The sequence below is a fragment of the Dyella sp. SG609 genome (assembly GCF_012275375.1).
Lineage (GTDB): Bacteria > Pseudomonadota > Gammaproteobacteria > Xanthomonadales > Rhodanobacteraceae > Dyella_D > Dyella_D marensis.
The window spans coordinates 33,997-53,616 of the sequence record NZ_JAAZQJ010000010.1; the positions used below are offsets into that span (position 1 = coordinate 33,997).

The 19,620-nt window shown below is 67.2% G+C and carries 16 protein-coding genes; 4 read left to right on the forward strand and 12 right to left on the reverse strand.

Features of this window, described 5'->3' with window-relative positions; genetic code table 11:
- Positions 1-996: a hypothetical protein gene (locus FHW85_RS16895; protein ID WP_168649024.1), complete on the forward strand. Its 996-nt coding sequence runs from the start codon at positions 1-3 to the stop codon at positions 994-996.
- Here FHW85_RS16895 and FHW85_RS16900 read toward each other — a convergent pair.
- The 7 genes from FHW85_RS16900 to FHW85_RS16930 form a co-directional block, all read right to left on the reverse strand.
- Entirely contained in the window at positions 983-2,257 is a 1,275-nt protein-coding gene (locus FHW85_RS16900; RefSeq protein WP_168649025.1) for a lipopolysaccharide biosynthesis protein, read from the reverse strand. The genes FHW85_RS16895 and FHW85_RS16900 overlap by 14 nt on opposite strands.
- A 25-nt stretch (positions 2,258-2,282) precedes the next feature.
- Positions 2,283-4,232 carry a hypothetical protein gene (locus tag FHW85_RS16905; protein WP_168649026.1) on the reverse strand — a complete coding sequence of 650 codons (1,950 nt, stop codon included), beginning with the start codon at positions 4,230-4,232 and terminating at the stop codon, positions 2,283-2,285.
- Between the two features lie 3 nt (positions 4,233-4,235).
- Positions 4,236-6,260 (reverse strand): tetratricopeptide repeat protein, encoded by a 2,025-nt coding sequence (locus tag FHW85_RS16910; protein ID WP_343203711.1) that lies wholly within the window; start codon positions 6,258-6,260, stop codon positions 4,236-4,238.
- Between the two features lie 118 nt (positions 6,261-6,378).
- Positions 6,379-6,816, reverse strand: a complete 438-nt coding sequence (locus FHW85_RS16915; RefSeq protein ID WP_168649027.1) for a pilin — start codon at positions 6,814-6,816, stop codon at positions 6,379-6,381.
- Positions 6,817-7,157: 341 nt separating this feature from the next.
- Positions 7,158-7,589, reverse strand: coding sequence for a pilin (locus FHW85_RS16920; RefSeq protein ID WP_168649028.1), 432 nt, complete (start codon positions 7,587-7,589; stop codon positions 7,158-7,160).
- Positions 7,590-7,681: 92 nt separating this feature from the next.
- Positions 7,682-9,004 carry a hypothetical protein gene (locus FHW85_RS16925; protein WP_168649029.1) on the reverse strand — a complete coding sequence of 441 codons (1,323 nt, stop codon included), beginning with the start codon at positions 9,002-9,004 and terminating at the stop codon, positions 7,682-7,684.
- A gap of 85 nt (positions 9,005-9,089) precedes the next feature.
- Positions 9,090-10,820, reverse strand: coding sequence for an oligopeptide:H+ symporter (locus FHW85_RS16930; protein ID WP_168649030.1), 1,731 nt, complete (start codon positions 10,818-10,820; stop codon positions 9,090-9,092).
- 149 nt (positions 10,821-10,969) lie between these two features.
- Between FHW85_RS16930 and FHW85_RS16935 the strand changes: the two genes are divergently transcribed.
- Positions 10,970-13,054: a S9 family peptidase gene (locus FHW85_RS16935; protein WP_168649031.1), complete on the forward strand. Its 2,085-nt coding sequence runs from the start codon at positions 10,970-10,972 to the stop codon at positions 13,052-13,054.
- 111 nt (positions 13,055-13,165) lie between these two features.
- Here the strand turns inward: FHW85_RS16935 and corA are convergent, their stop codons facing one another.
- From corA to FHW85_RS16960, 5 genes are all read right to left on the reverse strand, one after another.
- Positions 13,166-14,197: a magnesium/cobalt transporter CorA gene (gene corA / locus FHW85_RS16940; RefSeq protein ID WP_168649032.1), complete on the reverse strand. Its 1,032-nt coding sequence runs from the start codon at positions 14,195-14,197 to the stop codon at positions 13,166-13,168.
- A gap of 45 nt (positions 14,198-14,242) precedes the next feature.
- Complete coding sequence (locus FHW85_RS16945; RefSeq protein WP_168649033.1) at positions 14,243-15,460, reverse strand: DUF4105 domain-containing protein; 1,218 nt, start codon at positions 15,458-15,460, stop codon at positions 14,243-14,245.
- Positions 15,461-15,492: 32 nt separating this feature from the next.
- Positions 15,493-16,341, reverse strand: a complete 849-nt coding sequence (locus tag FHW85_RS16950) for a transporter associated domain-containing protein (protein ID WP_167252230.1) — start codon at positions 16,339-16,341, stop codon at positions 15,493-15,495.
- 93 nt (positions 16,342-16,434) lie between these two features.
- Positions 16,435-16,908, reverse strand: coding sequence for an rRNA maturation RNase YbeY (gene ybeY, locus FHW85_RS16955; protein WP_168649034.1), 474 nt, complete (start codon positions 16,906-16,908; stop codon positions 16,435-16,437).
- Positions 16,905-17,885, reverse strand: coding sequence for a PhoH family protein (locus tag FHW85_RS16960; protein ID WP_168649035.1), 981 nt, complete (start codon positions 17,883-17,885; stop codon positions 16,905-16,907). Before FHW85_RS16960 ends, ybeY begins: the two co-directional genes overlap by 4 nt.
- A 103-nt stretch (positions 17,886-17,988) precedes the next feature.
- On the opposite strand from FHW85_RS16960, the gene FHW85_RS16965 reads away from it, so the two are divergent.
- Together FHW85_RS16965 and FHW85_RS16970 are read left to right on the forward strand one after the other, a co-directional pair.
- A complete protein-coding gene (locus FHW85_RS16965) occupies positions 17,989-18,663 on the forward strand; it encodes a TetR/AcrR family transcriptional regulator (protein ID WP_168649036.1) in 675 nt (224 codons plus the stop codon).
- Positions 18,660-19,613 carry an HlyD family efflux transporter periplasmic adaptor subunit gene (locus FHW85_RS16970; protein WP_168649037.1) on the forward strand — a complete coding sequence of 318 codons (954 nt, stop codon included), beginning with the start codon at positions 18,660-18,662 and terminating at the stop codon, positions 19,611-19,613. Before FHW85_RS16965 ends, FHW85_RS16970 begins: the two co-directional genes overlap by 4 nt.
- The last annotated feature ends 7 nt before the right edge of the window (positions 19,614-19,620 follow it).

Below are 19,620 nucleotides of genomic sequence, written 5' to 3' on the forward strand. Positions count from 1 at the left end.
GTGGCGCGCATCGCTTCCATCCTGATCGGCTTCACGCCGTTCCACCTGCTGCCGATGCTGGAACTGGCGGGCGAGGCGCAGGGCGAGCTGCATCTGTTCCATCCCGATCTGCGCGCGGACGTGCTGCAGGCGCTGGGGCCGAAGGTTTCGTATCTGGGCGGCTGCGATGCGCCGCGCGGCCCGCGGGTACTGCGCTATCGGCGCGCCGGGCGCGAGATCGACCGCATCCTGCGCGAGTACGACGACGTGGCGCTGTATGCGCCGCATCCGTTCAATCCGCTGGCGAACTACGCGCTGTTCCATCCGCAGGCGGGGCGCCGCTACATCTACCAGGACGGCATTCTCAACTACTACGACGCGCGCAGCCCGCTGGCGTCGTGGAAGTGGCGGCTGCGGCAGAAGGCCAAGGCCGCGCTGGCGGGCATGCCGTATACGGTCTACCAGGGGCATCTGAGCGGCGTAGATGCATTGCCGGTCGCCGGCGGGTACTTCACGCATCCGGACATGATCGCGCGCGCCGCGCGGTTTCCGCTGGTGAAGCGCTTGCGGCTGGCCGCGGCAGCCGCGCCCGATCGGCCGGCCGAAGGCGGCGTGCTGTTTCTCGATCAGCCCATCGAGCAGGTGGTGGGCAATGACAAGGCAGCGTTCCTGCGCGCGCGAACGTTTGCCTACGTGGAGCGTCTCGGCGGCAAGGTGATCTACAAGCCGCACTACACGCAGAAAGCGGTGACGCCACCGCCGCGGTGGCGGATGCTCGACGAGGCGCTTGCGGCATTGCCGGCGGAAGAAGTGGTGGCGAAGCTGGGCGTGAACCAGGTGGTCAGCTACTTCACGTCGGCCTTGGCGAATATCGTGGTGGCGTATCCGGACATCGCCTGCCACGCCACGGCGGCGGACGCCGTGCCGATCACCATCGATGGACGTCCGTCGACGCTGGCGGAACTGTTCGAAGGTTTCGGCGTGCGCGTAGTGCGCTTCGACGCTAAGCCGGACTGACACCGCGGCGGCGCTGCCGCCAGATCAGGCCCCACACCAGCAGCACCAGCAGCGCCTGCGTGGACAGCAGCATCGCGGCCGGTCCGGCCAGGCCGAAGCGCGGCATGGTGAGCACCGCCGCGACCGCCATCACGCCCATGCCCAGCGCCTGCACGCCGGTGCGCAGATGGCGGCGCTGGCTGGTGAGCAGGACGTTGCAGCCCAGCGTGTACAAGCCGTACAGCAGCGGCCATGGCGCGAGCCACCAGGCCAGCCGCGTGGCGCCGGCAAAACCCGGCCCGAGCAGCAGCGGCAGCAGATAGCCGGCGGCGAAGGCGCCGAACGCCGCGAGCACACCCCAGGCCACGTTCACGCCGATCAACGTGCGCAGCAGGTGCGGGTTCGAGCCGGATTGTTCGAGATCCGCGCGGAACAGGCGGGGCAGGGCGGCGGCGCCCACCGCGGTGGCGGGCATGGCCAGCACCGCGACCAATCGATAAGCGGAGCCGTAGATGCCGGCGATCTCGCTGCCGGCCAGCTGCAGCACCAGGGTCTTGTCCAGCGAGGTCATGCCGGTATCGGCCAGCCGCATCAGCGAGAACGCGGCGCCTTCGCGCACATCGCGCGGCTGCAGCGCGAAGCGCGCCGGTGCCGGCGCGAGCTTGCGCCGCACCAGCATCACGGCGGTGAGCGCGGCGAGGATCGACGAGGCCGCATGGAAGGGCAGATAGGTGCCGATGCTCGCCGCGCCCGGCATGCACGAAAACGCCGACACCGCGGCGAGATTGCCCAGCGGCACCAGCGAGAACAGCGCGCCGGCCCAGCCCATGCGCTCGTGCGCCTGGAACGCATAGCTGGAGACGATGGTGAGCGGCACGCACAGCAGTTCCGGAATGCCGATGGCGACATACATCGCCAGCGTGCCTTCGCGATGGAACAGCGCGAACGCTGCGCCGATAAACACCAGCAGCAGTCCCGCGCCGGTAAGCAGGGCCATGCCCAGTGCATTCTTCCAGGTGGCGGCGAAGCGTTCCGGGGCGCGCGAGGTGTCCTGCAGCATCAGCACCCCGAAGCCGAAGCCGGTGAGCGTGCCCACCGCCGTGGCAAGGCCCGCCATGCCGGCGAACAGGCCATAGCTGGACGGACCGACCTGGCGCGCCAGCACGATCATCCACAAGGCCTGCCCTGCGACGCGCAGTCCTTGCCAGGCGACCGCCAGGCTGGCATTGCGCGCCAGCACGCTGTGCCGCCATCGCGCGATCAGGCCGGACAGCGGCTTCATGATCGCGGCGCGGGCAAGCGAAGCCTCACGGCGTCTTCGGTCCGCGCTCGGCGAGCTGCTCCAGCGCGGCGATCTGCGCATCGAGCTGGCCGTACTTGTTCAGCCGGCGCAGCGCGTCGATCTGCTGCACCACCAGTTCCAGCTTGCCCTGCGAGGCGTAGATGCGCGCGATATCCAGGCGATACGCTGCTTCGCCCGGCGACTTCTCGACCGCGCGCCGCAGGTATTCCTCGGTCAGCGGGATGTCGTTGAGCAGTTCGCGCGCGAACATTGCATAGGCAGCGAGCAGGCGTCCCGTCGGTGCGGGCTGCGACAGCGCGGCGAGGAAGGCCTGCTGCAGGTTGGCGGGATCGAACATGCAGGAGGTCTGCACGCGGCAGCGCGTGAGCGAGATCAGGCCGGAGATATCTTCCTCGCTGATTGGTTGCACGCGCAGCTTGGCCAGCATGGATTGCCAGATCGCCGCGTCGTCGCCCTGCGCATCGTGGTCGGCCACCATCAGCATGGCCTGTTCGGACAGGGTGGACGAACCCGGGATTGCGGCGGAGCGGCGCAGGTAATGCCAGGCTTTGTCCAGCGCGGGCGAGGCCTGGTAATTGGAGACGACGATCAGCAGGCGGGCGGCTTCGTAGTTGGCGCGTGGCGACTGGTCGCGGCGGTCGGCCTCGATCATGGCCAGGTGCAGCGGATCGGACCACTCCTGCGCACGCAGCAGGGTGAGGCCGGCGAACCACACGATGAGCAGGGCGGCGATGGCGCCGCGCACGATCGGCAGCGCGATCTCGCGCGCGGTGCCGATCAGCAGCGAGAACACCGCCAGCAGCGTGCCGATCGCGGCGAAATAGTTGCGGTGTTCGTAGACCAGTTCCAGCGGAATGATGGTGGCGGTCAGCACGTGCGCGGCGTAGTACCAGGCGATGCCCAGCGACAGCAGCGGACGTTCGCGCCGCTGCCACACCGCCAGCGCCATCAGCGCGAACATCACCACGAAGCCGGCCAGCGTCGCCGGCGGCTGCAGCAGGCCGGTGGAGGCCTTGATCTCGTCGTGATACAGGCTGAGCGAACCCGGCGTCGGCAGCAGGGTCCAGCGCAGGTATTCCATCAGCACCATCGGCTCGGTCAGCAGGCGCGAGCCGAGGGTGAAGGTGCGGTTGGCCCAGGCCTGCGCCGGCAGCACGTGCGGCATCAGCCACACCAGCCCCAGCACCGCCGGCACGAACAGCATCAGCGTGTACAGCAGCCACAGGCTGCGCTGCGGCTTGCCGTCGGCACGGCGCAGGCCGAACAGGATCAGGTCGGCGAGGAAGGCATACAGCGGCAGCAGGACCGAGGATTCCTTCGCCGTCACGCCCAGCACGGTGCCCACGGCGAGATAGGCCGCGGCGCGGACGCAGGCGCTGGTTTCCTGCTTGATGCTGTCCGCTTCGAGCATGCGGCGGCGCTCGCGCAGATAGCCCCACAGGCCGGCCAGCACGAACAGCTGGCACAGGCTTTCCATGCGTTGCACCACGTAGAGCACGGCCTGCAGATTGATCGGCAGCAGCAGCCAGGCGAGGGTGACGGCGAAGGCGAGCCAGCGCGCGCGCGGCTCGTCGACGTCGCCGCGGCTCTTGCGGTTGATCGCGTACAGCCGCAGCAGCTCCACCAGCATGCCGTACAGCAGCGCGCCGTTGAGCAGATGGATGATCAGGTTGGTGACTTTCATCGGCCCCGGCGCGGAGCCGGTGAACAGCCAGTTGGCGGCGAAGGTCAGCGAGGCCAGCGGACGGTGCAGCGCGCTGGCGGGCGAGGACAGCGCGGCATTGATCCAGGCCGTATAGCTGGACTGGGTAACGTGGATGGCGGTGTTGTCGATGATGTTGGGGAAGTCATCGAACACGTAGCCGCCGGTCATGCCGGGGATATAGATCGCCGCGGTCGCCAGCAGGGCGAGGGCGAGCAGCAGCAGGTATTTGTAGCGCGTATCCGTGGGCATGGCTCAATCGCGTGAAGACGGTGATGGCGGGCGGGCCTGCGTGGCGGCGTCGGCGGCGAGGGTGGCCCGCAGGTGCGCCATTTCGTGCTCCCAGTAATGCTGGTGCGCCAGCACCCAGGCATGCAGTTTAGGCATGCCGCGGGACGGCTGGGATGGTGCCGGAAGCGTCCGCCAATAATCCAGGTGCGCCAGGCCTTGCCGGGCGTAGCCGTGGGCGCCGAGCGTGGCGGCCTGTTCGAGCGCGGTGGCGGGGCCGGGTTCTTCCGCCAGGGCATGGTTGAAGGCTTGCAGGGCGGCGTCGGGGTCCTGGCGGGCCAGCTCGAGCATGCCCTGGAGGTGCTGCATGTCCTGGCGGCGGCCAGGGATGACTGACCAGTTGGGGTTGCGGCGGCCGGCGTCGATAAAGCTTTGCGCGGCGTCGAGATCCAGGCCTTCGCAGCTGTGGCTGGCGGCCATGTCGATGGCGGTATTGAGCCAGTCGAAGCCGAGCGTGCCGCCATTTTTTGCGGTGGACAGCGCGCGGCGCAGACCGTCCAGCGCGGCGGGGCTGGCGGGGCCGAAGCGGCATTGCGCGCCGATCAGGTTTACCGGAATCTGCAGATCGTCGGGGTGCGTGGCCATGGCCATGGTCAGGCGCGCCGCCGCCAGGTGGGGCTTGTCATGCTCCATCTGGTACTGCGCAGCTGCCGCCTGGGCGCGGGCCGACGTCGGATTGAAGGCGGCCCAGATCTGTGCCTGGAGATAGCCGTCGCCCCAGATGCCGGCGCGCTGGTAGGTGAGTGTTGCCAGCGCAAACAATATCGCCATGCCGGCGCAACGGCGCAGCCATGGCAGCGGACCCGGCATGCCGAGCGCCACGCCCAGCGGCCAGAACAGCAGCAGCGCGGGCAGGTAGTTGCGGTGCTCGTAGTACAGCTCCAGCGGCAGCCAGGTGCTTTCGAGCAGATGGCCGGCGAAATAGAACAGGATGGCGAGCGAGAGCGCCGGCCAGCGCCTGCGTGTGGCGATCGCGAAGACGATCAGCGCCGCGATCAGCAGTATGCAGGGCAGGGTGGTCCACGGCTGCAGCCAGCCGGTGGATGGAGCGAAGGCATCGGTGAACAGGCCCAGGGTGGAGTCTTTGAGCAGCACCAGCATGCCGAGGTAGTCGCCGAGTGCGCGGGCTTCGGAGAGCAGCCGCTGGCCCATGGTCCAGCTGCGCAGCAGCGGCGTGCCGTGGATATAGCCGGGAATGCCCGCGATCATCCATGCCAGCAGAGCGGCTGAAGGCAGGGCGAGCAGCACGGCGACGCCGAGCTTGAGGCGGCGGCGCGCAGGTTCCGAAGGCATCGGCTGTGCAGGCGCCAGCACCAGCCACTCCACCAGCAGCACCAGCAGCGGAAGCAGAGCGCCGTTGCCTTTGGCCAGCGTGGCAAGCAGGGTGCCGCCGCCGATCGCGAGCAGCATGCCGAGCGTGCCGCGCTTGATATGCCCTTGTTGCAGGGCGCTGCGTGCCTGCATCCAGCCGAGCAGGCCGAGCAGCGTAAACGTCGCCGGCAGCATTGCTTCGCGCTGCACCACATAGAGCGTGGTCGACACCAGCAGCGGATGCAGCAGCCATGCGCCGGCGCCGATCAACGCGGCCACGCGTGCAGGTGTCACGGCCAGCTTGAATTCGCGCCCGAGCCGCGCCAGCGCCAGGTACAGCAGCAGGCCGTTGAGCAGATGGATCAGTACATTGGTGCGCTTGAACGGATACGGCGGTGCCGGCCATTCGCGCGTATCGATCAGGAACGAGGCCAGCGTCAGCGGCCGGCCGGTCGGGTCAGCCGTGCCGGAGGTGAGATAGCGCGCGAGGGTGTCGGCGCGGTGGATCGGTCCGGTGGCACCGATATCCGGCAGGTTGCCGAAATCGTCGAACAGGAAATCGCCGCTCAATCCCGGGCGATAGGCCAGCCACGCCGCGGCGAGCAAGGCGACGAGGGCGAGCAGCGTGGAAAGGCGTTGCAGCCTGGCGGGAGAGTGTCGGCTGGAAATGGGAGCGCTCACGGCAGGCGTAGGGATTCGTTCGTCGCGGACGGCACCCAGCGGTGGCGTCGCAGCTTACAGACAAGCGAAGGGCCGCGCGAGGCGGCCCTTCGACAACACATGCAACAGCGCGCAGCGATTAGTTGCGGCAGCTGGACGGCACGAACTTCGTGTCGACGGTGTTGGCCTTGCACTTCCAGGTGGTGCTGCCGGCGGTGGTGGCGGACGACAGGATCAGGATCTTGCCGTTGATCTTGCTGTTGGCCTTCAGGCCGTACTTGATCTGGATCTGGCCCTGGGTGGTGGTGCCATCGACCGAAACCACGTAGTTGCCGGAGATCGCGGTGGCAACCGGCAGACCAGCGGAGGCCTGGGTGGTCGGGAACACGCCGTAGTTGCTGTAGTACTCGGCCAGCGCGGTCTTGGAAGCGTCGGCCAGGCTCAGGCCTTCAGAAACCTGCGAACGGATGGTGTAGTCCTGGTAGGCCGGGATGGCGATGGCGGCCAGGATGGCGATGATCGCGACCACGATCATCAGTTCGATCAGGGTGAAGCCCTTCTGCACAGTCTTCTTCATGGTGGTTCCTCTGTTTTGGTTAGCTAACCGTAGTGATGCCCCCTGAGCCCCAGTCCCGAATCCCCCTAGGCGGGATTGGTCCCCATAACTTGCGGTCAGGAACGACCAGGAAGCTCGCGGTAGATGGATGCAGCTTGCATGCCATTTTTACCGCGGCGGTATTGCCGCATACAGCCAGGGTCAGGGATTGTGCAAGGCATCACGAATAGTCACAAGCGAAGGTTCTTGGACGATCCGAATGCCTGAAAACGTGATCTCGATAACCTGCGGATTACCAGCCGAAATGGGGCGGAAAGTGACAATTTTTGTCGTTGTCGCCGGCCGCCCCAGTCACTGTGTGATCAACGGCACAGAGAGGGCAGGTAACGGCGGTCGAGCGTGCTCTGGCTGCAGGTCCACGTGATGCTGCCTGCATGAGTGATCGGCGAAAGCACCAGCTGCTGGGTGCGGATAGCGGCATTCGAGCTCGGGCCGTTGTAAGCAACGTGGATCGCGCCGCCGGTAGCGTCAACGCTCGATACGTACCTACCCGTAATCTGCGTAGCTTGCGCTAGGCCTGCGGAGGCATTGCTCGGCGGAAACTGCCCCGTATTAGAGACGTAATCCCAAATGGCCGACTTGGCACCGGCCGAAAGGTTTATGCCTTCAGCCACCTGGGCGCGGATGGCGTAATCCTGGTAGGCCGGAATGGCGATCGCCGCCAGGATGGCGATGATCGCGACCACGATCATCAGTTCGATCAGGGTAAAGCCCTGGGCTGTCGTGCGAGACATGGTAAATCCCCCTGTGGATACACTCCGGGGGTAGCACGTCCCGTACCAATCTTAACGCGCTACGTCTATGTCAGCTGGAGCTGTGATTGCCGTCACGTCGGGCCAGTTTGGACGGCCGTCCGCCGGGCGATCGCCAGGCGGACCAATTGCGAGGCGCCATAGGCGGCCAAGAGTAGTTCGATGCCACGGAACGGGATCGAATAGCGCGGCTCTGCCTGCAGGATCGAATAGACCAGGGTGACGAACGCTGCCATGGCCATGATGACGATCAGTATCGGGTCCGCCTGCCTCCGGTGCAGCCAAGCCGCGATACAGCCGATCAGCATGAACAGCATCAGCACCGGATTGAGCGCATAGCATACCGATACGATCACGCGCAGCGGCAGCTTGTCGTAGAACGGCGAATAAGTCGTGGGATAGACATAGATATCGCCAGCGCCGACACGGATGCTCCAGCCCCACAGCAACGCCGGCTTGCTCAGATACCAGGCGATGTAATGGCCCGGCGCTGCGGACATCCGTTGGGCCATCGAGCTGAGGCCCTGTCCGGGATGTTCCTGGACAAGCCGGATCTCGGAACCCATCAGTCCAAGCTTTTTGGTAGCTTCTGCATCGTGATCCACCGCATAGCGATAGAAGTTGTCGTGATAGTCCGGCCAGGAGCCTTGCACCAGATTCATCGCAGCACGGCTACCGGAGGACGCTCCTCCCACTTGCACGTTGCGGAGTCCCCAGCAAAGCGGCAGCAGCAACGCTGATAGAGCCAAGGTTGCCAGCAGTCGCCTCGGCGCGCGGTTCATCATCCAGAGCAGCAGTGCCAGACACGGCGCAAGTGGAATCGCCATCGCATTGGTGAGTGCAGCCATGCCGAACAGCAGGCCAGTGAGGGCCATCAGCCATCCGCTGCCGCGGCGCAAGGCCACGCTGAGCACGCATAACGCGGCCGCGATCAGAAAGCCGAACAGCGTTTCGGTGAGGGCGAAGCCAGTGATGGTGATGCTGTGCGGCCAGATCGCCATGAGCACGCCAGCGCCGGCAAGCCAGCGCGTCGACAGCCACGTGCGCGCAGCGCTCATTAGCATCATCACCGTAAGCGCGCCAAGCAGCGCTTGTCCGACCAGCAGGTTCAAATACCAGCGGGGAAACTCGCCAAACGCAGCAATCCATGAAGCCAGGAACACCGGATAGCCCGGATCGCGAAAGCCGTCGCTCATCACCTGCGGGGCATCGGTTTTGGCCATTGAGAATACGCCGTGGTGCAGCAGGTTCCAGGCGTAGTAGTAGTACTCGAGTGCATCGCTGCGTATGGGCGTGTTGACCATGGCGTGCGTCACGTAATACCAGCGCAACACAAAGGCAAGCAGCCCGATGCCGGCCAGCAGAAGAATCCATGCGCGCGAGGATGCCTGGGTCATGCCCATCGCTGCCTTCATGCCTGTGCCGCCCCTGTCCACACCCTGAGAACCCACGATCCTCAGCGCTCAGCCCCCAAAACGCAAATCACCTCACCCCCAGCATCCACCGCTTGACCACCGGCGTCACAACCAGCGCAACCACGGCAGCCCCCAGCCCCAGCCACACCATCTGCTGGAACAGCGACCCATACTTCGCCGCCGCCACCGCCATGTCGATCTGCCCGTCCGCCGGCACGTCCAGTGCGGCGAGCTTGCCCAGGATCGAGGCCAGCTGTTCGGAGAACGAGGTGCCCAGCCACCACGCGCCCATCATCAGGCCGGCTACCTGCGGCACGGACAGCTCAGTGACGGCCGAGAGGCCGATCGGGGCAAGGGCTACTTCGCCCATCTCGATCAGCAGATAGGCCAGCGCGATCCACCACACGCTGCCGAGCGCGCCGGAAGCCGGGTCCGGGTTGCCCATCAGCAAGGGGATAAAGGCAAGGCCGGCGAAGGCCAGGCCGATCGCGCTCTTGGCGGGCTTCGACGGATTGAGTCCATGGCGTTCCAGGAACGGCCACAGCCACGCGGCAATCGGCGCCAGCAGCACGATAAAGAGCGGGCCCAGGTAGGTGAGCGAGCTGGCCGTCTGCGGCAGCACGATGCAGTCGCGCACGATAAAGACCACGCCCATCAGGGTGAGGCCGCCGAGTAGCAGGCCGGGCAGGCGGCCGCCGCGCAGGCGCAGCGCGAGCGCCACCAGGAAGGGGCTGAGCACCAGGGGCAGGGTGGACCACGGCACCGGGTGGCCTTCGCGGATCACCAGGGCGGGGAACAGGTCCTTGGTCAGCATGCGGTCGTTGAACAGCACCCAGGAGCCGTAGGTCTGCTCGTACAGGGTGAAGAACAGCAGGCACACCGCCACGAAGAACACGCAGGCCAGCATGTGCTGGCGCTGCACCCTGGTGCAGCGCGCGGTGACGTACCAGGCCAGCCAGCCCAGCCACGCCACCATCGTGGCCACCTGCAGCCACAGCACGGCGTTGCCCAGTTGCATCAGCGCCCACAGCGCCGGCAAGGCGAGCGCCGCGCACAGATAGATCGCCCATTCCACCGTCAGCGGGCCGAACAGCCGGCGCCGCAGCGCTGCCGGATCCGGCGGCTCCGCATGGCCCTGCAGGTATTTCTGGCCGGTGAGGAACACTGCCAGGCCCGCCAGCATGCCGATGCCCGCCGCGCCGAAGCCATAGCTCCAGCCATAGCGCTCGCCCAGATAGCCGCAGATCAGCGCCGAGAACAGCGCGCCCACATTGATGCCGGCATAGAACAGCGTGAAACCCGAATCCAGCCGCGGATCGCCGTCCGCATACAGCTTGCCCACCACGGTGGAAATATTCGGCTTGAGAAAACCCACGCCGCTGATGATCAGCGCGAGCGACAGATAGAACACGCTCAGCGCGAACAGGTCGCGATGCACCACGCCATCCGGCCCCACCGTGGCCGCATGTCCTTCCACCGCCATGCCCAGATGCCCCAGGCACAGCAGCACGCCGCCGAGCAGCACCGCCTTGCGCATGCCCAGGTAGCGGTCGGCCAGGATGCCGCCCAGCACCGGCGTGGCGTAGACCAGGCCGCCGTAGGCGCCGAGCACCGACAGGCTTTCCGCGTCGGTAAAGCCGTGGTGCTTGATCAGGTACAGCGCCAGCAGCGCCTTCATTCCGTAGAACGAAAAACGCTCCCACATCTCGGTGAAGAAGCAGACGTACAGGCCCTTGGGATGGCCGAACAGCTCGTCGCGATCGAGCATGGCCGCAAGGGCGGGATGGGTGGATGCCATGGGCGTGCCGGACTGCAAAAACGCCGAGTATAGCGAGCGCGGGCCGCCCGGTGCCCGCTGCAAGTACCCGTCGTGCTGCGTTATTCCTTGCGTCGCGTGGCGGGGCCTCTGTACCGTCTGCGCTTCGTTCCACCGAGGGAATCCTGCCCATGAAGCCCCTGTTTGCCGCGCTGGCCTTGTCGCTGGCGGCGTCCTCCGCCGTCGCGGCCGAAGTCGAGAACCACTCGCCGCATCCGTTCAATATCCGCGACCTGGTGATGATGGACCGCGTCGGCGATCCGCAGCTGTCGCCGGACGGCCGCTACGCGCTGTACACCGTGCGCAGCACCGACTACGCCGCGAACAAGGGCGTCACCGCCATCTACCTGCTGGACCTGCAGCAGGGCGGCAAGCCGCGCAAGCTGGTGGACAAGGGTTCCTCGCCGCGCTGGGCGCCGGATGGCGCGTCGTTCTATTACCTGGCGGCGAAGGACGGCGTGTCGCAGCTGTGGCGCTGGGGTTCCAGCGAATCGAAGGCGGGGCTGTTCGGCAAGACCGCTTCGGCGCCGGCGCAGGTGACGCACACGCCGGTCGACGTCAATGCCTTCGTGCTGTCGCCCGACGGCAAGCAGGCGCTGATGAGCTTCGACGTCTTCACCGACTGCAACGACCTGGCCTGCACCAAGGAGCGGCTCGACGGCCGCGAAGCCGACAAGTCCACCGGCACGGTGTACGACAAGCTGTTCGTGCGCCACTGGGATACCTGGGCCGACGGCCGCCGCGCGCAGCTGTACATCGCGGACCTGGGCAGCGATGAGGCGCCGCGCCTGCTCAGCCGCGGCATCGACGGCGACGTGCCCAGCAAGCCGTTCGGCGGCGACGACGAATTCAGCTTCTCGCCCGACGGCCGCACCGTGTATTTCGATGCGCGCATCGCCGGCAAGACCGAGCCGTGGTCGACCAACTTCGACGTCTACAGCGTGCCGGCCGACGGCTCCGCCGCGCCGAAGAACCTCACCGCCGCGAACCTGGCCTGGGATGCGTTCCCGGTGGCGTCGCCCGACGGCAAGACGCTGTACTACCTGGCCATGAAAGAACCCGGTTTCGAAGCGGACCGCTTCGCCATCACCGCGCTGGACCTGGACAGCGGCCAGAAGCGCGAAGTCGCGCCCGACTGGGACCGCTCGGCCGGCGCGCTGAAGATTTCCGCCGACGGCAAGACGCTGTACGCCGGCGCCGACGACCACGGCCAGCATCCGCTGTTCGCCATCGACGCGGCTACCGGCAAGGTGCGCACCCTGGTCACCGACGGCGCCGTCGGCGGCTATTCGCTGGGCAAGTCCAGGCTGCTGCTGCAGCGCGACGACTTGAAGCATCCGGCCGACCTGTACACCGCCGACCTGCAGGGCAAGGGCCTGAAGCAGGTGACCCGCTACAACGAGCAGCGCCTGAAGAATGCGCAGATGGGCGATGCCGAGTTCTTCACCTTCAAGGGCTGGAACAACGAGCCGGTGCAGGGCTATGTGGTGAAGCCGGCCAATTACAAATCCGGCCGCAAGTATCCGGTGGCCTTCATCATCCATGGCGGCCCGCAGGGCGCCATGGAAAACGCGTGGAGCTATCGCTGGAATCCGCAGACCTATGCGGGCCAGGGTTTCGCCGTGGTCACCATCAACTTCCACGGTTCCACCGGCTACGGCCAGGCGTTTACCGATTCGATCTCGGGTGACTGGGGCGGCAAGCCGCTGGACGACCTGAAGGCCGGCTGGAAGAGCGCGCTGTCGAAGTACAGCTTCCTCGATGGCAACCGTGCCTGCGCGCTGGGTGCGAGCTACGGCGGCTTCATGGTGTATTGGATCGCCGGCGTGTGGAACGAGCCGTGGAAGTGCCTGGTCGACCACGATGGCGTGTTCGATACGCGCTCGATGTACTACGCCACCGAAGAACTCTGGTTCGAGGAGAAGGAAAACGGCGGCACGGCCTACGACCATCCGGAGAACTACGAGAAGTTCAATCCGCTGAACCACGTGAAGGATTGGCGCGTGCCGATGCTGGTGGTGCACGGCGGCAAGGACTTCCGCATTCCGGATACGCAGGGCCTGGGCGCGTTCACCGCGATGCAGCGCCGCGGCATTCCCAGCCAGTTCCTGCACTTCCCCGACGAGAACCACTGGGTGCTGAAGCCGCAGAACAGCGTGCAGTGGCACGAGACGGTCAACGCCTGGCTGAAGCAATGGACGGCGCCATCTAAATAATGCGGCGCAGGTTGGGGTGAGCCGCAGGCGAACCCCAACCTGCGCTTCGTCGACACCTGCGTTGGGGCTCGCCTCTGGCTCACCCCAGCCTACGGCGGTCGTGATCGGCAGTTACAGCCAGCGCGACCGCTTCAGCCACGCATAGATGCCGGCCACCACGCCGATCACCAGGCAGATCATCGCCGGATATGCCCAGGTCTGCTCCAGCTCCGGCATATGGTGGAAGTTCATGCCGTACCAGCTGGTGATCAGGGTGGGCGCGGCCAGCATCGCGGCCCAGCCGGCCAGCTTCTTCATCACTTCGTTCTGGTTGAAGGTGACCAGCGAGAGGTTGATGTTGATCGCCGCGGCGAGCATTTCGCGCATGGCGCTGATCGACTCGTTGACGCGGAACACGTGGTCGTACACGTCGCGGAAATACGCGCGCAGCTCGTCCTGGATCAGGTGCGGATGCATGCGCACGAGCTGGCTGATGATGTCTTGCAGCGGTGCCACCGCCAGGCGCAGGGTCATCAGGTCGCGCTGCATGTCGTACAGGCGGCGCACGGTGCGGCGCTTGAAGGTGTCGCCGAAGATGTCTTTTTCCAGCTCCTGCAGCTCTTCCTTGAACTCGCGCACGATCGGCAGCAGGTTGTCGACGATGAAGTCGAGCACGCCGTACAGGCCATAGCTGGGGCCCAGCGCCAGCAGGTCCGGCGTGTGCTCGCAGGCGCGGCGCGCCGGTGCGTAGGAGAGCGAGGCGCCGTGGCGCACCGTCAACAGGTAGCGCGCGCCGAGGAAGATATGCGTTTCGCCGAAGGCGATGTGCCCGTTCACCAGCTGCGCGGTCTGCACCACGATGAAGAGCGACTCGCCATAGGCCTCGATCTTGGTGCGCTGGTGCGCCGCCTGGGCGTCCTCGATCGCAAGATCGTGCAGGTCGAATTCTTCCTGCAGCTTCAGCAGCAGCGACTCGTCGGGCTCGTGCAGGCCGACCCAGACGAAGGTGTCCGGCTGCTTCAGCACGTCGCTGATCGCATCCAGGGTAACGTCACCGATGCGCTTGCCGTCGCGGGTGTTGTAGGCGACGCAGTTCACCACCATGGCGGGTTTGGCGTCGTCGGGCGCAGGGGCGGGGCGGGGACTCAGAGTCATGGCGCGCATGATGCCCAGGGCCTCACGCACGGTTCAATAGCAAGTTCCTGCGGTTCAGCGCAGGCGGCGCAGCCCGCGCCGCAGGCTCCACGACAGCGCCAGCCAGCATGGGATCGCGAACAGCAGCCAGGGCTGGTTCTGCTGCACGGTGCCGGGCCACGCGTGCAGGCCCAGTGCCACGGCGAGCGCGATCAGTTGCAGCAGGATGACGCGGTCCGCCAGGCGCGACGCCGCCAGCCCGCGGCGCGCGCGCCACAGCGAAGGCAGCAGCACGAAGGCCAGCGGATTGAACAGCAGCAGGTTGGCGTTGGCCCAGGCGGAGTGGTGCGTGGTGAGCGTCCACAGCACCAGCAGCAACAGGCCGACGATGCCGGCCGCGACCAGGTAGAGCGTGCCGAGCAGCGCAAGGCCGGTCGGCCACCGGCGCGCGGCGAGGATCAGCAGCACGGCGAAGGCGAGGCCCGCGATGGCGAGCGGCATGCGCAGGTCGGGTGCGTGTTCCGGTGGCACGTCGAGCCGGTTCGGCGACACCAGCGTGCTGTCGCCCGCGAGCTTGCGCGTGCCGCCGGCGCCGTCGTCCATCTTCACTGCAGCGAGTTCGCGCTCCAGCACCATCGGCAGGAAGCTTTCCTGCCATGCGGTGAGCGGTTGATCGGCATAGGGGCCAAGACCCAGATCGAGGATCAGCATCAGCCACGGCTGCGCGCTCATCAGGCGCGCGGTCTGCTGGCGGTAGGTCATCAGGCCGGCGCGCGACTGCAGCTGCTTGCGGATCACACCGCCGAGCGCGCGGTCCAGCGCGTCGCGCACGCGGGTGGTGCAGTTGTCGGCGTAGTAGTCGTAGTCGTAGCGCGCGTTTTCGGGGCGCAGGTTCCACAGCAGGAAGTCGCGCAAGGCGGCGGCCTGGTCCGGCGTCAGCGCCAGCGGCTGGCGCGTCACCGAGCGGCCGGATTCGATGTAGTAGCGCTGGTCCTGCGCCGTGTACGCGGCATCCATCAGGTAATGCATGCGGCCGCGCGCGAAGTTGAGCAGGAAGCCGCTTTCGTCGAAGTCGAACACGCCGTAGTTGAAGTCGACCGATTCGCCGCTGACGGTGTCGCGCAGCTGGATGGCGTCGTGGCCGAAGCGCTCCCAATAGGTTTCGCCGGGGCCGTAGGTGATCAGCGAGACTTCGAGGTTCGCGCCCGGCGCATTGGCCACGCTCGCCCGAGCCTGGGCGAACGCAGCCCCCAGCAGTGCAAACAACAGGAGGGTGCGAGCGATCAGGCTCATCGGCGGGCGTTTCCTAAAGGGTGAAGAACGGCTCAGCCTTCGGCGAGGCGGGTGACGCGGAACTGCTGCACGCGGCGGTCGTCCGCCTCGGTGACGAGGAACAGATAGCCGCCGATGGCGACTTCCTCGCCCACTTCCGGCAGGTGGCCGAACTCGGAGGTGGCCATGCCGCCGACCGTGTCGAACTCCTCGTCGGAGAACGCGGCGCCGGCCTGCTCGTTGAAGTCGGCGATCGGCGTCAGCGCGCTGACCAGCCAGCCGCCGCCGGCCTGCTCGTGCATCAGCTGGGGTTCTTCCTCGTCGTCGTGCTCGTCGTCGATCTCGCCGACGATCTGCTCCAGCACGTCCTCGATGGTGATCAGGCCGGCGACGCCGCCGTACTCGTCCACCACCAGGGCCATGTGGTTGCGCGTGTGGCGGAACTCCGCCAGCAGCACGTTCAGGCGCATCGCCTCGGGGATCAGCACCGCCGGGCGCAGCACCGTGGCCAGGCTGAAATCGCGGCCGTCGCCGACGAACTTCAGCAGATCTTTGGCCAGCAGGATGCCGAGGATCTCGTCCTTGTCCTCGCCGTGCACGGGGAAGCGAGAGTGGCCGGATTCGACCACGATGGCGAGGATCTCGCTCAACGGGGCTTCGGCGGAGACCATCACGATCTGCGCGCGCGGCACCATCACGTCGTCGACGCTCAGCTCGGTGACCTTGATCGCGCCCTCGACCATGGTGAGGGTGTCGTTGGACATCAGGCCGTTGGCCTGGGCCGAGCGCAGCTCTTCAATCAGCTCTTCGCGATTGCGCGGCTCGCCGGAAAACAGATGGCCCAGTCGATCCCACCATTTGCGGTGGGCCGGGCCGCTGGTACTGCCAGGGTCCTCGTTCATTACGCTTGCGGGTGTGCCCATTGCCAGGGCGGAATGGCGAGTCTAGCCCAAAACTTGTGACGATTCAGGGCGCAAGCCACGCCCGCGCGAGCTTCAGGCGTACGGGTCGGCGATGCCCAGGCCGGCCAGGATGCGGGTTTCCAGGGCTTCCATGGCCTCGGCCTCGGCATCTTCGAGGTGGTCGTAGCCGAGCAGGTGCAGCACCCCGTGCACCGTCATGTGGGCCCAGTGGTCGCGCGGCGCCTTGCCCTGTTCGGCGGCCTCGCGGGCCACCACGGGGGCGCAGATGGCGAGGTCGCCGATCAGCGGCAGGGCCACGCCGGGCGGCAGTTCGGCGGGGAAGGACAGCACGTTGGTGGCGTAGTCCTTGCCGCGGTAGTCGCGGTTGAGGGCGCGTCCTTCCTTGGCGTCCACGATGCGGATGGACAGCTCGGTCGCCTTGCGCCGCTTCGCTCCGCGCAGCGCCGCTTCCACCCAGCGGCGGAAGCTGGCGGGGGCGGGCACGCCGGCACGCGGCGCGGCGTAGCCCACCGACAGCGCCAGGTTCGACGCGGCGGCAGCGCTCACCGGGTCTCCTCGGGCTTCTGCTCGAAGGCCTCGTAGGCACGCACGATCTTCGCCACCAGCGGATGGCGCACCACGTCGCGCGAGGTGAAGAAGGTGAAGCTGATGCCGTCCACGCCGCGCAGCACCTCGATCGCATGGCGCAGGCCCGAGCGCACGTTGCGCGGCAGGTCGACCTGGCTGACGTCGCCGGTGATCACCGCCACCGAGCCGAAGCCGATGCGGGTGAGGAACATCTTCATCTGCTCGACCGTGGTGTTCTGGGCCTCGTCCAGGATCACGTACGAATCGTTGAGCGTGCGGCCGCGCATATAGGCCAGCGGCGCGATCTCGATCACGTTGCGCTCGATCAGCTTGGCCACCTTCTCGAAGCCGAGCATTTCGTACAGCGCGTCGTACAGCGGGCGCAGATACGGGTCCACCTTCTGCGAGAGATCGCCCGGCAGGAAGCCCAGCTTTTCACCGGCTTCCACCGCGGGGCGCACCAGCAGCAGGCGCTGCACGCGGTTCGCTTCCAGCGCTTCCACCGCGCTGGCCACGGCCAGGTAGGTCTTGCCGGTGCCGGCCGGGCCTACGCCGAAGCTGATGTCGTGGGTGGTGATGGCGTGCAGGTAGCGCGCCTGGTTCGGGCCGCGGCCCTTGATCACGCCGCGCTTGACCTTGATCACCACTTCCTGCGCGCCTTCGGCCGCTTCGGCGGTGAGCGCGTCGATGCCGGATTCGGCCAGGTGCAGGTTGATGCGCGCGCCGGTGAGGGCTTCCTGCTCGGTGGCGGCGTACAGCGCGCGCAGCACTTTTTCCGCCGCGCGCGCGGCGGCGTCCTCGCCGATCACCTGGAACAGCGTGCCGCGGTGGTCGATTTCCACGCCCAGGCGCAGCTCGATCTGGCGCAGGTGTTCGTCGAAGGGACCGCAGAGGTTGGCGAGGCGGGCGTTGTCTTCGGGGTCTAGCGCGAAGTCGCGCTGATTGAGCTCAGTCATAGGCGCGCGAGATTAGCGCGGGGGCGGCATCAGGGCTACCCGGACGAAGCGGCCGGCATGGCCGCGCTTGCCAATAATTAATTGTTTAATTAATTTACGCGGCATGGCTAGAACCAAGCCCCCCGCCAAGCCCCGCCGTCCCGCCGGCCGTCCCGCCAGGGAAGACCGCGACCTGCGCGCGCACCTGCTCGATGTCGCCCTGGCGCGGTTCGCCCGCGACGGCATCGGCGCCACGCCGCTGCGCGCGATCGCCACCGAGGCCGGCGTGACGCCGGCCATGCTGCATTACTACTTCGGCGACAAGGAGCAGTTGAAGCAGGCGGTGATCGACGAGCGCCTGCTGCCCGCGCTGGCGCCGATGCGCGACCGCCTGGCGCAGGCGGACAGCGAGCCGGCGGCGCTGGCCGGCCTGTTCGTGCGCGGCATCGGCGAGGTGGTGGCGAGCCATCCCTGGCTGCCGCCGCTGTGGGTGCGCGAGGTGCTGTGCGAGGGCGGCGAGCTGCGCGAGGTGCTGTTCCATCACCTGCTGCCGAACCTGCCGCGGCTGCTGGCGCAGCGCTTCGCCGCGGCGAAGCAGGCCGGCACGCTCAATCCCGCGCTGGACCCGCGCCTGCTGGTGGTGTCGCTGGTGGGACTCACGCTGTTTCCCGCTGCCGGTGCGCCGATCTGGCGGCGCGTGTTCGAGGCCGACGATCTCGACCAGCAGGCCCTGGTCAACCACACCCTGGCCCTGCTGGAAGGCGGCCTGGGCGTACCGCCGTCCGGAGCTTCACGATGAGCCGATACCTGTTCGCCCTCATGCTGGCCTGCACGCTCGCCGCCTGCGGCAAGGCGCCGCCGCAGGCGCTGGGCACGCTGGAATACGACCGCATCGGCATGCCCGCACCCGCCGCGGAACGCGTGGTGGCGCTCAAGGTGCGCGAAGGCGAACAGGTAGCGGCGGGACAGCCGCTGCTCGAACTCGACCCCACCCACACCCAGGCCGACCTCGCCGCGGCCGAAGCGCAGGCGCGGCAGCAGCAGGCGAACCTGCTGGAACTGCGCGTGGGCCCGCGCCAGGAAGACATCGCCAAGGCGCGCGCCGACCTGGCCGCCGCCGAGGCGCAGGCCCGCGATGCACGTGCCTACTACCAGCGCCTGCTGCCGCTGCAGAAGGACAACTACGCGGCCGCCGCCGATATCGATCGCGCACGCGCCGCCGCGGGCAACGCCGATGGCCAGGCCGCTGCCGCGAAGGCCTCGCTCGACACGCTGCTGCACGGCACGCGTCCCGAGCAGGTTGCGCAGGGTGAAGCCGCGCTTGCCGCGGCGCAGGCGCAGGCCGCGGCGCAGAAGGTGCTGCTGGGCAAGCTGGCATTGGTGGCGCCGCGTGCGGGCCGCATCGACAGCCTGCCGTACAAGCTCGGCGACCAGGCGCCCGTGGGCGCGCCGCTGGTGGTGCTGCTTGCCGGCGATGCACCGTATGCACGCATCTATCTGCAGGAACCGCAGCGCGCACGCATGCGCGTGGGCGACACGGTGCGCGTACACGTCGACGGCCGCGACAAGGTCTACCAGGGCAAGGTCCGCCTGATCCGCAGCGAGCCGGAGTTCACGCCGTACTACGCGCTGATCGGCGAGGACGCGGCACGCCTCAGCTATCTGTCCGAAGTGGCGCTTGGGCCGGATGCGGCGGACCTGCCGGTCGGCATGCCGGTGCGTGTCGATTATCCCGAGGCGAAGCCGTGAGCACCGG

Coding starts and splice junctions, on each gene's coding strand:
- FHW85_RS16900 (WP_168649025.1), bottom strand. CDS start 2,257: ATGAAGCCGCTGTCCGGCCTGATCGCGCGATGGCGGCACAGCGTGCTG.
- FHW85_RS16905 (WP_168649026.1), bottom strand. CDS start 4,232: ATGCCCACGGATACGCGCTACAAATACCTGCTGCTGCTCGCCCTCGCC.
- FHW85_RS16915 (WP_168649027.1), bottom strand. CDS start 6,816: ATGAAGAAGACTGTGCAGAAGGGCTTCACCCTGATCGAACTGATGATC.
- FHW85_RS16920 (WP_168649028.1), bottom strand. CDS start 7,589: ATGTCTCGCACGACAGCCCAGGGCTTTACCCTGATCGAACTGATGATC.
- FHW85_RS16925 (WP_168649029.1), bottom strand. CDS start 9,004: ATGACCCAGGCATCCTCGCGCGCATGGATTCTTCTGCTGGCCGGCATC.
- FHW85_RS16930 (WP_168649030.1), bottom strand. CDS start 10,820: ATGGCATCCACCCATCCCGCCCTTGCGGCCATGCTCGATCGCGACGAG.
- FHW85_RS16935 (WP_168649031.1), top strand. CDS start 10,970: ATGAAGCCCCTGTTTGCCGCGCTGGCCTTGTCGCTGGCGGCGTCCTCC.
- corA (WP_168649032.1), bottom strand. CDS start 14,197: ATGCGCGCCATGACTCTGAGTCCCCGCCCCGCCCCTGCGCCCGACGAC.
- FHW85_RS16945 (WP_168649033.1), bottom strand. CDS start 15,460: ATGAGCCTGATCGCTCGCACCCTCCTGTTGTTTGCACTGCTGGGGGCT.
- FHW85_RS16950 (WP_167252230.1), bottom strand. CDS start 16,341: ATGAACGAGGACCCTGGCAGTACCAGCGGCCCGGCCCACCGCAAATGG.
- FHW85_RS16960 (WP_168649035.1), bottom strand. CDS start 17,885: ATGACTGAGCTCAATCAGCGCGACTTCGCGCTAGACCCCGAAGACAAC.
- FHW85_RS16965 (WP_168649036.1), top strand. CDS start 17,989: ATGGCTAGAACCAAGCCCCCCGCCAAGCCCCGCCGTCCCGCCGGCCGT.
- FHW85_RS16970 (WP_168649037.1), top strand. CDS start 18,660: ATGAGCCGATACCTGTTCGCCCTCATGCTGGCCTGCACGCTCGCCGCC.